Source organism: Spirosoma taeanense, assembly GCF_013127955.1.
GTDB lineage: Bacteria > Bacteroidota > Bacteroidia > Cytophagales > Spirosomataceae > Spirosoma > Spirosoma taeanense.
This window is the reverse complement of the sequence record NZ_CP053435.1, coordinates 1,035,482-1,052,113: the sequence shown is the minus strand read 5'-3', so window position 1 is coordinate 1,052,113 and position 16,632 is coordinate 1,035,482. Positions and strand designations below refer to the sequence as shown.

Genomic DNA, 16,632 nt, shown 5'->3' with positions numbered 1-16,632 from the left:
GGCTTACTGATTTTCGATTACGTGAGTTCGGAAATCCCTGTAAAGCCGCGTCATATACTCAGGCGCGGGCTCCTGAAAGGCCAGATTCTGAATAGCTTCGCGTTTGGGCGCATACCGGCGGGTGGGCAGGTTCTCGAACTGATCCCGGTAGCTGGCAGGAAGTTTTTTCAAATCCAGTACCGTATGATCACCCCAAACGTTGGGGTCCATTTTCTTTAGCTGCGCTTCCGGCGACATCAGGAAATTGGCGACCAGCATGGCGGCCTCGGGATGCTGCGCCCCTTTCATGATACCCATGTAGTGCGAGTTTCGGATGGTGCCGGGCGCGGGCACATAGGCACGGGCCGTTTTCGGGAAGAAACCCAGATTGACCTTATTGTCAACCTCAGCGTCGTTGTCGGAGAACGTAAAGGCTACTTCGCCGTTGGCAAAAAGCTGGTGGAGCGTTGAGAGTTGTTCGGGAAACGTAGCGCCCTGTTTCCAGAAATAAGGCTTCAAGGCGTTTATCTGTTTCCAGAGCTCACCCGACCAGCGCGTATAGACTTCTTCACGGAATTTTCCCTGAAATAGCTTTGGATCGCCCGACAGCGCAATCATCCAGGATTTTAGCAGGGTCATACCCGTAAATTCGTTTGGAATCGTGATCTGGCCGGAGTGCGCTTTTATATACGCAGGAAATTCGGCAAACGACCGGGGCGGGTTGGGCACCTTCTGCGAATCGTAAATGACAGCCAGCTGAACATTGCCCCAGGGCACTTCCATGCCGGCAACAGGCTGCTGAAAATCGGTACCGATGTAGGGGTTGGAAAAGTCGATGTACCGGGCGTTCGGCATTTTATTCGTTACCGGACCGAGCAGACCACCAACCTGCCGGAGCTGATAGAATGTTTCGCCGTTGATCCAGGCCATGTCGATCTGGCTTGGCTGCCCGGCCTCGCGTTCAGCTACGAGCGTCTGCACAATCTGCGCGCCCTGCCCGGAAGAAGTTTGCAGGTCGATTCCGTAACGTTGCCTGACTTCGGGCCTGACGTATTGATTTATGTAGTCATTGATATATGGATCGCCGAGCCACATCATCAGGGTAACGGGCTGGTTTCGGCCCCGCTGCTCAATCTGCGTCCAGGACTGACTCAGAGTTTTGGCCGGGTCGCGCTGCTCGGACGAGGAGCAGGCTGCAAAAAGTACTAAACTGCTAATGAGTAGCCTGATTGAATGCATAGAATCCGCTTAAAAAGAGAGATGGCTCGCTCAACGAACGAGCCATCTGCTAAACACACCTAATTAAAACAAAACTCAGCAGGCGTATCGCTGGCTGATTTATATACGAATAAAACTACCGAATCGATTCACCTTGTTCTATCTTTTTTATAGATTACTGACTGAATCACTCAAAACAGATACCGGACGCCGAACTGAAACTGGCGGGGCGGAGCCGCGTTCCGCTGGACAATTCCGCTACCGCGCGGACCAACCTGAATCTGATTACTCTGCGTCGCATTGTTCGAATAACCGCTCAGATTATTTGTATTCAGCACGTTAAACACGTCCGCCCGGATTTCAATCTGCCGTGCCCGGCCAGCCAGCGGCAGGTTATACTGCACACTCACATCAACCACCTTCGACCAGGGCAGTCGATCGCTGTTGCGGCTCTCGCCCGGTTGCCGGTCAGAGTTGCCTACATAAGCATCCCCAAAAGCCGACCCGTCGCCATTGAGGTCATTGCTCGTAATCGATTGACCGCCCACCAGCACCGGCTGGAGGTTCTGGTTGACGACCACGTATTTCGACCCATCAGGAATTCGGTTAATCGGTTGACCGCTCTGAATCAGGGCCGCTACAGTTGCCGTTAGCCGCTGGCCTACGTAATAGTTAAATATGCCGTTGATGATGTGCCGCCGGTCGTTGATGCTTGGCCCCCACTCACTGGCGAAGTTGTTGGCATCCATCGCCCGGAAGTTGATGTCTTCCGTGTCGTTGTAGAGCCGCGACAGCGTATAGATCAGCCGGTAGGCGTACAGATCATTAGCCCGGTCTTTCTGCAGGTTCAGACTCAGCGCCGTGTAGCGCGACCGCCCTTTATCCTCGGTCATAACCACGCTTTGCGCTACGCCAGTCAGCCGTTGCCCATTGATTATACCGGCCCCATTGGCGATGGACACCGGGCGGGTCAGGTTAGCCGCACCGGTTGAGCGGGCAATGCTGCGCTGGGCGCTCAGAGTATAGTCCCAGGCCGACGGCGCATTGAGGTTCGTGGTGCGGAACAGATTATACGACTCATTGTACACTACATCGGCGTAGAACAGCATCTTGTCGCTTACCTGGAGCTGATACCCCAGCGTCGACTGGAACGTATACGGATTTGCGTAGCCATTCGGGTTCAGAATGCGTCGTTCACCACTGAAGGTATTCCGCTGTCCGGCAAACGACGCGGCCGACGGCCCCTGCAGATAGCGAAACGACTGACCGGCACTGTTGAAGCCCGGCCCCACACTCAGGTTTCCGTCGAACGTAACGCGGTCGATGTTCGTACCGGCGGGCAGAATTCCCTGATCTACAAAATACTGAAGCTGCCGCTTGAAGTCGGGACCGGTATTGTTTTGCTGGAGCGCGTCGCTATAAACCGAGTACAGGATCTTATCGTAGAACAGGCCCACACCCCCACGGATAGCCGACCGGCCCGTGAGTTTGTAGTTGAAACTTCCCCGGGGAGCCACGTTATTGAAGTCGCCGGTTGCGGCTCCGCCCTTGCTCAGGTTATCGTAATCATAGCGCAGGCCAACCGTCAGGTTTAAACGCGGGCTGGCCGTAAACTGATCCTCCACGTAAGCCGTGTAGATTGTCTGCGTCGTGCCGAACGACGCAGGCCGCAACTCGACCGAATAGTTCAGCACCCGCGCATCGGCCGGGATGTCGGCCGGACTCAGGTTGACACCAACTCCCCGCTCCCGCAACGCTCCCAACTGGCTGGCCGTCAACTGTACGGTATAGCTGCCATTTGGATTTCCGCCCCCGAAGAGTTGATGGCGGGCTGCAATCACTTCAGCTCCGGCCCGGAACGTATGGTTACCCCGGTAGAACGAAAACTTCTGCTGCAGTTGCACCGTATTCTCGTGCGAGTCGAACAGGTAACCAGGATGCCCAAGATAAGCCACACCCTGTCCGGTTGGGTCGAGAACCGTTACGTCGGGACTGTTGGGGTTCGTCGCGCGGGCGTAATTCCAGCGAAAGCTGCTGTACTGTACGTTCGTTTCCGAAGCAAACCGTTTGGTAGTGTAGGTATTGCGGGAAGCGATCAGCAGCGAGTTTCGATCCTGCGCGTTGGCAGCCGATGGGAACGCAATGCCGCCCTCCAGGCCACCGGCCTGCCGCCCGATGGCCACCTGGCCCACGTTAACCCGCAGCGACGACTTGAACCGGTCGCTCCAGAACTGGTCAAGCTTTCCCGAAATATAGGTGAAGCGGTTCGTGCCGCGTACTGTTTCGTTAATGCCCAGCAGGGGTGCAGTCAGCAGGTTGTCCTTTACGTCGGTAGTGTGTTCAACGTTCAGAAAATAAAATGTTTTGTTCTTTACCAGCGCACCCCCTACCCCGAAACCACCCTGATACCGGGCAAACCCGGCCCTGACCTGATTGCCCGACAGATCGCGCAGGGGGTAGCTCGTCTGCGCGTCAATGACCGCACCGGGCCGGGACAGCAGAAACACTTCGCCGGTCGTTTCGTTGCTCCCCGACTTGGTCGTAATGTTGATGATGCCATTACCGGTATTGCCAAACTCTACCGAGTAGTTGTTGGTCAGCACCGTTACGTTGCGGGTGAAGCCGATAGGAATGGCAAACTTCTGCCCGCCCAGGAACCGTTCGTTATTGTCCATACCATCAATCAGGTAATTGTTGAACAGTCCGTTGGCTCCGTTGATGCTGACGTTCGGCGCTTCGGGAAAGAAGCCCGTTGCCTGACTGACGTTGGGCAGCCGGTAGAGCACCCGCGTAATGTCGCGGCCTTCAACCGGTAGTTCTTCGACCTTCCGGATTTCCAGCTCCGACGACACTTCAGCGTTGGTCGTGTTGATGCGGGATGCGCTCGTGCCCCGAAGCGAATTGCCCCGAACGCTCACTTCGGTCAGGTTGACTTCCCGTTTGCCGGGTAGCAGCAGCGTTACGCTCCGGCGGAAATTTGAGCGCAGCACAATCCCCTCCGCCACGCTCTCCTGATACTGCCCGGTTTCTTTGGTGTAGAGCCGATACGTTCCGTTCAGGGATAGCTGCCGGAACAGGACCTTCCCGTTGGCGTCGGTCTGCCCGGAGGCTGTGAGCCCAATAGCCGGGTTTTCAAGATAGACGGTCTGCCCGGTAACGGACTGTTGACGGGTTAATTCGCGGACAGTAACGTCCAGATCGGCCGTTTGAGCAAACGCCCCGACCGCCAGGCTCATCAGGAGCCAGAACAGGAAAAAATTTTTCATGAAATTGAAGAGATAAACAAAAACTTGCGAATGCAGAATGCACCGGATTTAGTCTGCGCAGTTAAGCCAGAGCTACTGAAGCTACGACCAGTCGGCTGGCCGGTGGCGCGCGAAGGCTGGCAGCGCGTCCGTCATTTGATGATGGAAAGAGAACAGGAAACGAAAACGGCCAGAGTTTTTGTATCGCAACCAGCGCCCAGACCCGCTGCGCCAGTCCGGCAAAGATACCCCGCAGCCACGTGCCCGCCCGAAGGTCGGTTTGCTCATTCCAGTCGACTCGCGCGGTTGACAGGCTGATTACGGTACCAACGTAATCGGTAAGCCAGTCGGTCAGAGCGGTTCCCAGCTGGGGCGTTTGCCACGGAAGATTTGCAAAGAGTTGCCCAGTGGTTTGTTCCAGAAATCGCCGGTCGAGGCCGAGGAGAAAAATGCCGCCCCGCCGGTCATAACCCACCGGTAAAATACTTCGCTCAAGAGCCTTAGCCGCAGCTCTGAGGTCGCTGACCTGTAAATCCGGGCAATCATTCCCGATAATCAGAATACGCTCGTAACCCTTCGCAAAGGCGGTTGATACGGCGGTCAGTAACTGCTGGCCAAAGGGAGCTGCATAATCCGGCGCTGGAGCCAGCCGGGCCGAAAGCAGGCAGGGCAGGCCGGCTGCGTCTATTTTAGCGCGGGTTAATTGCTGCATGGTTGCCCACACCTGCTGGCTCTGCCTGGCTCGACGCGCCACTGATTGCCCCGCCGAAAACGGTTTGCGCAGGGCCTCCAGACGGGAAGGCAGCGAAAAAAGCAGGACGGCCGTCTGGCCAGGTGAACAACTCATGCGGAATGAGACAAGTCGGCTCACAGGTTGCAATTGAGCCAACGCTTTCATAACCTTACGTACCAGCCAGGTGTTTGGTTTTCGGTTCTATTTATAACCCGTCAAGTTTAGGGTTAAACCGAAGTCGATGAATGTAAACATCGGCTATCTTTGCCCCGTTTTACTCCTTCGTGAAACGATAAGGCGAAAGCCTATTTTATGGAAGATAAGAAGCATTTAGACACCGTTACAGCCGCCGGTCTGCTGGTGGCAATGGGTATCATCTACGGTGATATCGGAACGTCGCCCCTCTATACGCTCAGGGCTATTATTGGTGCTGGAAATGCCATTCGGGCCGACGTTGTACGGGGAGCTCTCTCCTGCGTTTTCTGGACACTGACGCTGCAAACCACCGTTAAGTACGTTATCCTGATCCTGCGGGCCGACAACCGGGGGGAAGGCGGAATCTTCGCCCTCTACGCGCTGGTCCGGCGGCACGCCCGCTGGCTGACGCTGCCGGCTATTCTTGGCGGGTCGGCCCTGCTGGCGGATGGAATCATTACTCCGCCCATCTCCGTAACGTCGGCAATTGAGGGCTTGCGCAACCTGTATCCTGACATCACCGAGATTCAGATTGTCGAAATTGTGATCGGTATTCTGACGGTTCTGTTTCTAATTCAGGCCTTTGGCACCAGCGTAGTGGGTACAGCCTTTGGCCCGATCATGCTCGTCTGGTTCGTTATGCTCGGCACGCTGGGAATCGCTCAGATTGCACAGGCACCCGGTATTCTGCTGGCAGCGAACCCGTATTATGCCTGGTGGCTCCTGACCGAATATCCAGGGGGCTTCTGGCTGCTGGGCTCCGTGTTTCTGTGTACGACCGGGGCCGAAGCGCTCTATTCCGACATGGGTCACTGCGGCCGGTCGAACATTCGGGTTAGCTGGGTATTCGTCAAAACCTGCCTTCTGCTGAACTATTTTGGACAGGGCGCGTGGCTGCTAAGCATTGAAGGCCAAAAACTGGGCGAGCGGATTCCGTTCTACGAAGTGATGCCGCCCTGGTTCCTGACCATCGGCATCGTAATTGCCACGGCCGCGACGGTCATCGCCAGCCAGGCGCTCATTAGTGGCTCCTTTACGCTCATCAGCGAAGCGATCCGGCTTAATTTTTGGCCCAAAGTACGGCTGCGTTACCCCAGCGTGCAGAAAGGGCAGCTTTACGTACCGAGCGTTAATTTCCTGCTATGGGCGGGCTGCGTTGGCGTAGTGCTGTATTTCCGCGAGTCGTCGAATATGGAAGCGGCCTACGGGCTGGCCATCACTCTGACGATGCTGATGACAACGCTGCTGATGTCTTATTACCTGTACGTCAAGAAGTTTCAGGCGTGGGGGGTCGTTCTGTTTCTGGCGGTATATCTGGGCATCGAAGGGTCGTTTCTGGTTGCGAACCTTATTAAGTTTCCACATGGCGGCTGGGTCTCGGTGCTGATTGGCGCCATGATTGCGGGTGTCATGTATATCTGGCTGCAGGCCTTCCAGATCAAGCTTCGCCTGACTGAATACGTTCGTATTGACCACTACATTCAGGCGATCAAGGAACTCAGCCGCGACATCAGCATTCCGAAATACGCTACGCACCTCGTGTTCATGAGCAATGCGGCCCGGCAATCGGAGATTGAGTCAAAAATCATTTACTCCATCTTTCAAAAACGGCCCAAACGCGCCGACATCTACTGGTTCGTTCACGTCGATACGACCGACGACCCGTACACGATGGAGTATAAAGTAAACACCATCGCGCCCGACGATGCCTATAAGGTGACATTCAAGCTGGGTTTCCGGGTCGAGCAGCGAATCAACCTGTTCTTTCGGAAGGTGATCGAGGACATGGTAAAAAACAAAGAAGTAGACATTACGAGCCGGTACGAATCCCTGCGGGGCCAGAACGTCATCGGCGATTTCCGGTTTGTTGTGCTCGAAAAATTCCTTTCTTTCGAGAACGAACTACCCGTCCGCGAACGGTTCATCATGAACCTGTACTTCACCGTCAAAGGCTTTACGACGCCTGAAGACCGCTGGTTCGGCCTGGACAGCAGCTCGGTGAAAGTCGAGAAAGTGCCGCTCGTGATCCGCCCGGTCGAAAACGTCAAACTCAAACGAATTCCAACTTAATCGATGAGCGAACGAGCGAATGAGTTATAACCCTGGATGGTTCTGCTTCACTCATTCGCTCGTTCACCCTTTCACTCTTTACTTATGAAACTGTTAATTACCGGCGGGGCCGGCTTTGTAGGCTCGTCGCTGGCTATTTCGCTTAAACAGAACTACCCCAATTACCAGATATATGCTCTCGATAACCTCAAACGACGTGGCTCCGAACTGAGTCTGTCGCGACTCAAAGCAGCTGGTATCGAGTTTGTTCACGGCGACATCCGCAGCAAAGAAGATTTTGACGCTCTGCCAGCTGTCGATACGGTCATCGAAGCCTCCGCCGAACCGTCGGTGCTGGCGGGTCTGGACGGTACGCCCGACTACCTCATCAACACGAATCTGTTTGGTACAGTCAACTGCCTCAATTATGCTCTGAAGCATAAGGCCAACTTTATTTTCCTGTCGACGAGCCGCGTTTATCCGATCAAAACCATTGAAACGCTGAATTTTTCGGAAGCCGACTCGCGCTTCGTCCTCACCGACGACCAGCCCGTTCCGGGCGTATCCGCGCGGGGGATTGCCGAGAATTTCCCTCTCGACGGAGCGCGGTCGCTCTATGGCACTACCAAGCTGGCCTCAGAGCTGCTCATTCAGGAATACAATGAGTTTTACGGCCTGAAAACGGTCATTAACCGCTGCGGAGTCATTACCGGCCCATGGCAGATGGGTAAGGTCGATCAGGGCGTTATGGTGCTCTGGATTGCCAAACACTTTTTTGAGCAGCAACTCGCTTATATTGGTTACGGCGGAACGGGTAAACAAACCCGCGACATGCTCCACATCGCCGACCTCTACCGGCTGATCGACTGGCAGCTGCACAATCTGGATGCCGTTAACGGCGAGATTCTGAATGCGGGCGGTGGCGTAGACAGCAGCGCTTCGTTGCAGGAGCTAACCCGGATCTGCCAGGAAGTAACCGGCAAAACCATTCGGATCAACCAGGTAACCGAAAACCGGGCCGCCGACATCCGGCTCTATATCACCGACAATACGAAAGTTACCCGGTTAACCGGCTGGAAACCCCGGCTCGGTATTCGTGCGATTGTTATGGATATTCACGACTGGCTGAACGAGAACCGGGCAGCCCTGGAGCCAATCCTGAAGTAGAACCCATTGTCAAATCCGACGCGCCTGGCTACACCGGCTCGATCTGGTTACGGCAGGCACCTGACTTACTCTTTCTCGGCTGGCGTTGAAAACGCTCACGACCTACCGGGGCGGTTCGAAGCCGGTAAGCTTACGTATGCGCTGCGCACCGGTTCGGTTCTCTGCGCTGAAGCCGTTGCGCCAAGGGGATGCTAATTGCCCCCCGGCACCCGGTAACACTATTTTGCTCGCCGACGAGGCTGAATCAGGTAGTTTCCTTCCGATGCTGATAGGCTTTGAAGGCCAGCGTTCCAATTACCAGTCCGACAATGCCGAGGAAGATATACTCAACGTACTGACCCAGTTGCGGAAAGGCCTGGCCCAGCCAGTACCCCGCCAGCACGAGAGCCGTAATATAAGCAGCGCAGCCGGTTGCAGTTAAGCCCAGGAAACGGCCTACGGGCATACCGCTCCCGGCGGCCAGCAACGGATTGAAGGTTCGGATAATGGGCAGGAAGCGGCCAATCAGCAGAGTACGGTGGGGGTGAGCATGGTAATACGTTTTTGCCCTTTCCCAGTACCGTCGTTTAAAGATAAAATTGTCGGGCTGATGCTCCAGGCGGCCCCCTATTTTCTTACCTATCCAGAAACCGGTCAGATCGCCTAATACAGCCGACACAAACAACACCCCGATCAGCACACCTACGGGCACCCGCAGCTGATCTATACCACAGAGTAAACCGGCAGAGAACAGCAGCGTTTCTCCACCGGGTATAACAAGACCCAGCAGAAACCCGGTTTCTACGTATACCAGAGCAGCCATTAATACCGTTCCGCCCGTTTCCAGCCACTCCTGATTCATAGTTTGAAGATGCTTTATACACCCACCCGAAGGCTCATGAAAAGCATGGATTAGATTGTAAACCGGGTACTACCCCATCACTGTCCTGCCTGTCAACACCGACCAGGGAGACAATCCTGCTTAAAACTTATAGGCGTAACCCAAACGCACCACCTGAGTTTCATAATAGTCTGTGCTGACGTATCGGAACCCTTCGCCCTGAACCCTTCGCCGGATACGAAGCGTATTGGCGATATCCGTCGCATTCAGAAACCATTCACTCTTACGGACATTTTTTTTCAGTCCCAGATCAATCGAGAAACGGGAGTCGATCTGTCCCTGAGGCACCAGGTCGGGGGCCAGATAAATAGCCGTAAACTGCGCATTGAACTGCCGGGGCAACTGGAAGAGTCCATTCACTTTTACGTTACCGGAAAACAAGCGCTGCCGATCGGCGGAGAAGGTATTCAGGACTGGATACTGGTTCACAATGGTGAAGGCATCAATCGTGTTCTGGTAACCGTTCAGGTTAACACTGACCGTAGCCCACTTATCAAACGTCTGCGACACCATCAGTTCAACACCCGTGCTGCGGCTACGTCCGGCGTTCTGGAATATATTGTAAATCAGCGTACTGCCCGGCACAATGCTGGCAATACGCGTAATAGTTGCCTGCATTTCCTTGTGATATGCGGCCGAATACACGTATCCACCGTCCCAGGAGGATTTATAGCCTAGTTCATAGGAACTGGTAAACTGGGGGCGTAAACCTGGATTTCCCACCTTAATGATTTCGGCATCGTCGTACTTGGGGAAAATGCGGATATCGACTTCATTGGGCCGGTCTACCCGACGCGTATAGAAAAAAGACAACCGGTTGCTATCGGTCAGTTTATAGGCCAGACGAAGATTCGGGAAAGGCTGTCCGTAGCGATAGCCATCACTTTTATACGTGTTATGGTTCGGATTCACTTTATACTGTAAGTCTACATACTCGATGCGCAGGCCCGCTTCAACCTCCAGTTTCTGGGTTTCAATTATGTAATTCCCATACAGTGCCGGAATTATTTCGCTGTAGGTTGCCCAACCTCCGGCGTTGGTATCCAGCGGAGAGTTCAGGCCCGGAAAAAACTGCATGTTTGTCGGAATGTACCGCCGGCGAAATTTAGCGCCGGCTTCTACCCGACCATAGCGCAATGGCTGCACATAATCCACCGTCCAATCGCCTACGTGCTCGTCAGACAGGAGTTTAAACGCGTCCAGTCCGGTATAGGCCGGCAGGATATTCGTGAAGAAATATTTTTCGTCCTCCCGGTGGAAGGTATAGTTAAAACCCGCGCTGAGCAGCCTTCCGGGCTGTTTGAAACGATGCTGCCAGTTGATTGTGGCAGTAACGGTAGTTTTCAGTTCATCCTCCAGAAACTGCCACAAGCGCAGCCGCTCGCTCAGATTGCCATTGAAGAATGGCTCGTCGCCCCGGTCAATGATTTTCTCACTGCTGAACAGGCCCGACACGGTGATGGTGTTGTTTGCATTAACAGACCAGTCCAACCCCGCTTTGGCGGTCGCGATGTTCGTATTCCGATTACGTTTGGTTTGCTGGCGAATTACTTCACCCGTGTCGTAAAACCGGTCGGCAAACTCATTTTTATTCAGCGTCTGCGTGTAGAGATTATCACCCTGAAAGAACAGATTGACCTTGTTCCGGCGGTAATTGAGCGATACCGATGGGTTGACTTTTGGCGTACGCTGGTACTGAGGCCGAATCGTTGGGAAGTTTTCCTGCTTCACCCAAAGGGCTCCCAACCCAGCAGACAGACCAATTTTTCCGTTAAAGCCTTCTTTCTTTTCTTTTTTATAGATGATGTTAATGATTCCCGCATTGCCATTGGCGTCGAATCTGGCGGAGGGATTGTTTATGATTTCAATTCGGTCAATGGCCGACGCCGGGATATTGTCCAGCCCGGATTGACTACCAAAACCCGTTAACGCCGTTTGCTGGCCATCAATAAGCACCATTACCTTATCGCTTCCACGAAGCTGCACCCGCCCTCCATCGCCTACGGTGATGCCCGGCAGGTTTTTCATGGCTTCCAGAGCTGAACCACCGGCCTGGCTGATGTTATCGGCCAGGGTAAAGGTTTTCTTTTCCAGCGTACTGGCAATCGTTTCCTGTTGGGCCTTCACGACAACCTCGCCCAGTTGCGCTACTTCTTCAGGTAGTTCGATTGTGCCCAGGTTTAAAAACTCACTGAGCTGGCCAACCCGAACCGCCTGCATCCGGGTCTGGTAGCCGATATAGGTAACTTTGAGAAAGTAGTTACCGGGGCTAATACCGGACATAGAAAACAAGCCGGCCTCGTTAGTAATGGCTCCCCGCACAAAGGCGCTGTCAGCCGGCGTCAGCAGGGTAACGTTCACAAACGGAAGTGCCGTCTTAGTTTTAGCTTCCTTAATCGTTCCCGACAGCGTTACGGCGTTCGTTTGAGCCTGGGCGCTAATGCTCCCGCAAACCAGCAGCAGAAATAGAAGAATTGGTTTCATTCGGATAGAGACAGCTGAATTACGGCACAAAGCTAACTGGTAATTCAGGAGCAAATCTGAAGCGGTAACTCAGATTTACTTCAGATTCTGGCTGTATCATTGGTAAATTGTCTGATTATGAAAATTCTGCTGGTGGAAGACGAAGTGACCCTGCTTGGGGCGATGCGCCATTTTCTGGAAGAGGAAAAATACATCGTTACGACAGCCACGACCTACGCCCAGGCGAGTTTAGCCATCCATGACTATGTCTATGACTGCATTGTGGTCGACAATGGTTTGCCCGATGGCAATGGATTGAATCTGATCCGGCAGGTTAAAGCCGATCAAAAACCGGCTTCCGGGCCCATGCCCGGCGTATCCACGCCGGGCCTCATTATTATTTCCGCCAAAGATTCGCTCAACGATAAGCTGCTGGGGCTGGAACTCGGTTCGGACGATTACCTGACCAAGCCTTTTCACCTGCCCGAACTCAACGCCCGGATCAAGTCCGTGCTCCGTCGCCGATTTTTCGGCGGAAATACGCTCCTTACGTTTGGGGCTATTTCGGTAGATGCCCAGTCCCATCAGGTACATGTCGCCGGCGAACCGGTTGACCTCACGGAGAAAGAATACCAACTGCTGCTGTTTTTCATGGCGAATCCAAACCGGCTGCTGACGAAGGCTGCCATCGCCGAATCGGTCTGGGGCGATTATATGGATGGAGCCGATTCGCACGATTTTCTGTATACGCACATCAAGAACCTGCGCCGGAAATTGATTGATCGGGACTGTCCGGACTATATCAGAACCCGGTACGGAGCAGGGTATCTGTTCAGCCAAACAATATGAGTTTACTGCGTAAAACGTTGTTGTATCTCTTTCTGGTCTCGGTGCCGGTGGTAATTGGGGGTGGCTGGTTATTCCATCTGCTGATTTACCGGGGCATTCAGTACGAAATAGACGAGCAGTTGAGCAGCGATCTGGCTTATGTCCGTCAGCAATTAGCGCAGGGGCACCAGTTTGCGGGTCGGTTTCCTTTAGACAATCCGCGCGTGGAGCCGGTAGGGTTTGGGCGTCTCATAGGTCCGGTGTTTACAGATACGCTGGCTTTTGACTGGCGGGAGAATCAACGCATCCCAGTTCGTCAGCTTGTGAGCACCGAAGTTGTGCGGGGAAAAACGTATCGCATCACCGTCCGGCAGGCTATGGGCGAACTGAATGAGATTGCTCATTTTCTGTCGCTGGTCGTAACCGGTGGGTTTATCATCCTGCTGGGTTTGCTGGTGCTGCTCAACGGATGGGTGTCACGACGACTATGGCAGCCGTTCTACCGTCTGACAAACCGGCTCCGAGAGTACCGGCTGGATGAGAATACTCCGACTGTCTTTCCGGACAGCGTCATTGCGGAGTTCAGTGCGGTCAGCGCAGCTCTGAATGCTATGAGCCGAAACCTCTACCAGCAGTTCCGGGTCCAGAAAGAGTTCACCGACCATGCAGCCCACGAAATGCAGACTCCGCTGGCCCTGGTTACGGCCCAGCTGGACAGCCTGCTGGGCACCGAACCGCTCACGTCAGAGCAGGTCGAGCTGATGGAATCAGCCCAGAACTCGGTTCGGCGATTGGTGAACCTCAACAAAAGTCTGCTGCTGCTGACCAAAATAGACAACAGGCAGTTTGCCGAACAGCAGCGGGTCGACCTGAGCGATCTGGTTGAGAGTCTATACCGGCAGTTTATTCCGCTGGCCGATTACCGGAAAATGACCTGGCAGCGTCAGGTTAGTCCGGGCGTCCAAAAGACCCTTAACCCTTATTTGGCCGAAGTTCTGGTAACGAACCTGCTGAAAAATGCGATCCTGCACGCCGATACCAGCACCGGCTCAACAATCATTCTGACCCCTACTCACCTGAAAACGCGGAATGCTGGGCCGCCGTTACCCTTTCCAGCGGATCAGCTTTTTGGTCGGTTCGTCAAGAATCCGGCCCGGCCCAATTCAACGGGTTTGGGTCTTGCCCTGGTAAAACAGATCGCCGATCGGTACGGCATAATCGTTAGCTATGCATACGACAGCCTAACCAGGGTCCACGAGTTTACGCTATCTCTACCCGCTTCCTGAGACTTCGGCCCAGACTCATTACCGGAAATCTTCCGGCGGCCATACTCCATCAGCTATTCAGCCGGATGAACCCACCGTCCAGCGGATAATCCGTTCCCGTAATGAAACCGGCTTCGTCAGAGCAGAGATACAGAGCCAGGGCGCCTACTTCCTGGGGCTCAGCCATGCGGCCAATGGGCTGCGTTTTCGACAGTTTTTCAAACATCTCAGCTTCCCGACCGGGATAATTTTTGGCCAGAAACCCATCAACGAAGGGCGTATGCACCCGCGCGGGTGAAATGCAGTTGCAGCGAATATTGTCGTTGAGGTAATCCTTTGCGACCGATAGCGTCATGGTCAGCACCGCACCCTTACTCATCGAGTACGCAAAGCGATCAGACAAACCCAGCGTTGCGGCCACCGAAGCCATGTTCAGAATAACGCCACCACCGTTAGCTTTCAGGTGCGGAATGACCGCGTAAAGACAGTTGTAAACGCCTTTAACATTGATCCGGAAAATACGGTCGAAGTCGGCTTCGGTTGTGGTTTCAACGGTGCCGATATGCGATACCCCCGCGTTATTGACCAGAATATGAATGGGTTCCCGACTGGCAATGCGGCCGACAACATCAATGGCCTGCTGCTGATTCGATACGTCAACGGCATGGCTCGCAGCCTGGCCCCCCGCCTGCCGGATGTCGTCTGCGGCCTGCTCAGCCTGATCCTGGTTGAGGTCCAGAATGTGGACGGACGCCCCGGCCTGAGCAAACGTTTTAGCGATAGCCAACCCGATTCCACTGGCTCCGCCGGTAATGAGAGCCGTTTTGTTTTTAAGTGAAAACATGTTTATAGGGCGAAAGAATGAACGCGCGAAAACTGAATGAGCGATAACAGCCCCATTTGCTTTCGCGCTTCGCTTAGTTAAAGTGATACCCCCCGTTTCCAGGGAATAAAATCGTCCTGCCCCAACCGTTCGGCCTGGGTAATTTCTTCGCCCGAAGCCAGCCGGACAATGTACTCCAGCAGGGCATCGGCATTTTGTTCAATACTTTGCTCGCCATCGATAATGGGGCCGCTGTCAAAATCGATGACGTCGGGCATGCGCCGTTGGAGGACCGTGTTGGTCGAAATCTTCACGACCGGACAAACGGGATTCCCCGTAGGCGTTCCCAGACCAGTCGTGAACAGAATGACGTTGGTACCCGACCCGGCCATGCCCGTCGTCGCTTCTACGTCGTTGCCGGGGGTGCAGAGCAGGTTCAGACCGGGCGTGGTGGCGGGTTCGGCGTAGTCCAGTACATCGGCAACGGGGGCGGTCCCGCCTTTTTTGGCGGCTCCCGCCGACTTGATAGCGTCGGTAATCAGACCATCCTTAATATTACCCGGCGACGGGTTCATATCGAAACCCGACCCAACGGCTTCGGCCGAAGCGGAATAGCTGCCCATCAGGTCAATGAATTTCTGGGCTTTGGCTGTGTCGGGCGTGCGATTAATCAGTTCCTGCTCCACGCCGTTGAGTTCAGGAAATTCGGCCAGCACAGTTTTGCCACCAAGCCCAACTACAATATCCGACAGTTGACCCAGCACCGGATTGGCAGAAATACCCGAAAAGCCATCGGAACCACCACATTTCAGTCCGATAGTCAATGCGCTCAGCGGAGCGGGCTGCCGTTCAACGTTGTCGATCTGGATCAGGCCCAGAAACGTTTCTTTCACCGCCTGCGCCATCAGAGCATATTCGGTGCCGGCCTGCTGTTCAAATATCAGCAGAGGTTTATTGAACTTCGGATTCTGGCGCTTGATTTCATTTTCGATCGTGTCGGCCTGCAGGTGCTGGCAGCCCAGGCTCAGCACCGTTGCACCTGCTACGTTCGGGTTGTTAATGAACCCCGCCAGCAGCGAGCCCAGATAAGCCGAATCCTGCCGGGTGCCGCCACAGCCCATCTCATGCGTCAGGAACTTGATCCCGTCAACGTTTTTGAAGGGCCGGTTCGCTTTCGTTGGGTTAGGCTGGGGTAACGTCCGATTCTGCGAGGCATCGACAAACGGCTGCATCTTTTTAATGACGTCCAGATCGCCCGCCCGGTATAGGCTCAGGAGTTCATGCACTTGTTCGCGGTACGTTTCGGGCTGGGCGTACCCCAGTTCGCGCTCGAAAGCGTCCTTCAAAATCAACACATTGCGGTTTTCGCAGAACACCAACGGCACCACAAGCCAGTAGTTACGGGTCCCAACGCTGCCATCAGCGCGGTGATAGCCCATGAAGGTGCGATTCTGCCAGCGCGATACATCGGGCGGCAGCCAGGCGTAAGGCTGTTTTTTGTCGAGGCCGTAGCGATCGGCGTCGTGTTTGAGATTAAAGGTCGTGATGGGTTCACCCCGCTGGATGGGCCGGGTAGCCTTACCCACCAGCACGCCATACATCCTGATTGGATCGCCGGGCTGGCGGTCTTCGGTGACGAATTTATGTTTAGCCCCTACGGCATACGGCAGTACGTAGGTCTGGCCATCGAATTCGATTTGCTCCCCGGCCGACAGATCGCGCAGGGCGACGATGACGTTATCGGCGGGGTGGACTTTCAATACGCGGGCAGGCATTCTTGGATATCT

The 16,632-nt window shown here is 54.5% G+C and carries 11 protein-coding genes; 4 read left to right on the top strand and 7 right to left on the bottom strand.

Going from position 1 to position 16,632, the window contains the following annotated elements; translation table 11 throughout:
- Positions 1-3: 3 nt before the first annotated feature.
- The 3 genes from HNV11_RS04460 to HNV11_RS04450 form a co-directional block, all read right to left on the bottom strand.
- Entirely contained in the window at positions 4-1,218 is a 1,215-nt protein-coding gene (locus HNV11_RS04460; RefSeq protein WP_171738519.1) for an ABC transporter substrate-binding protein, read from the bottom strand.
- A 170-nt stretch (positions 1,219-1,388) separates the two neighbouring features.
- Positions 1,389-4,463, bottom strand: coding sequence for a TonB-dependent receptor plug domain-containing protein (locus tag HNV11_RS04455; protein ID WP_171738518.1), 3,075 nt, complete (start codon positions 4,461-4,463; stop codon positions 1,389-1,391).
- 61 nt (positions 4,464-4,524) lie between these two features.
- Entirely contained in the window at positions 4,525-5,289 is a 765-nt protein-coding gene (locus HNV11_RS04450) for a DUF2064 domain-containing protein (RefSeq protein ID WP_171738517.1), read from the bottom strand.
- 198 nt (positions 5,290-5,487) lie between these two features.
- On the opposite strand from HNV11_RS04450, the gene HNV11_RS04445 reads away from it, so the two are divergent.
- On the top strand, positions 5,488-7,440 hold the full coding sequence (locus tag HNV11_RS04445; protein ID WP_171738516.1) for a KUP/HAK/KT family potassium transporter: 1,953 nt from the start codon (positions 5,488-5,490) through the stop codon (positions 7,438-7,440).
- Positions 7,441-7,524: 84 nt separating this feature from the next.
- Positions 7,525-8,586, top strand: coding sequence for an NAD-dependent epimerase/dehydratase family protein (locus tag HNV11_RS04440; RefSeq protein WP_171738515.1), 1,062 nt, complete (start codon positions 7,525-7,527; stop codon positions 8,584-8,586).
- Positions 8,587-8,830: 244 nt separating this feature from the next.
- Here the strand turns inward: HNV11_RS04440 and HNV11_RS04435 are convergent, their stop codons facing one another.
- Together HNV11_RS04435 and HNV11_RS04430 are read right to left on the bottom strand one after the other, a co-directional pair.
- On the bottom strand, positions 8,831-9,427 hold the full coding sequence (locus HNV11_RS04435) for a DedA family protein (protein WP_171738514.1): 597 nt from the start codon (positions 9,425-9,427) through the stop codon (positions 8,831-8,833).
- Positions 9,428-9,547: 120 nt separating this feature from the next.
- On the bottom strand, positions 9,548-11,950 hold the full coding sequence (locus HNV11_RS04430) for a TonB-dependent receptor domain-containing protein (protein ID WP_171738513.1): 2,403 nt from the start codon (positions 11,948-11,950) through the stop codon (positions 9,548-9,550).
- Between the two features lie 117 nt (positions 11,951-12,067).
- Here HNV11_RS04430 and HNV11_RS04425 point away from each other — a divergent pair, with 117 nt between their 5' ends.
- Positions 12,068-12,778, top strand: a complete 711-nt coding sequence (locus tag HNV11_RS04425) for a response regulator transcription factor (RefSeq protein WP_171738512.1) — start codon at positions 12,068-12,070, stop codon at positions 12,776-12,778.
- Entirely contained in the window at positions 12,775-14,043 is a 1,269-nt protein-coding gene (locus HNV11_RS04420; RefSeq protein WP_171738511.1) for a sensor histidine kinase, read from the top strand. Before HNV11_RS04425 ends, HNV11_RS04420 begins: the two co-directional genes overlap by 4 nt.
- A 49-nt stretch (positions 14,044-14,092) precedes the next feature.
- On the opposite strand, the gene HNV11_RS04415 is transcribed toward HNV11_RS04420, so the two are convergent.
- Positions 14,093-14,866: an SDR family NAD(P)-dependent oxidoreductase gene (locus HNV11_RS04415; RefSeq protein ID WP_171738510.1), complete on the bottom strand. Its 774-nt coding sequence runs from the start codon at positions 14,864-14,866 to the stop codon at positions 14,093-14,095.
- A gap of 77 nt (positions 14,867-14,943) precedes the next feature.
- Entirely contained in the window at positions 14,944-16,620 is a 1,677-nt protein-coding gene (locus HNV11_RS04410) for a UxaA family hydrolase (RefSeq protein WP_171738509.1), read from the bottom strand.
- Between the last annotated feature and the right edge of the window lie 12 nt (positions 16,621-16,632).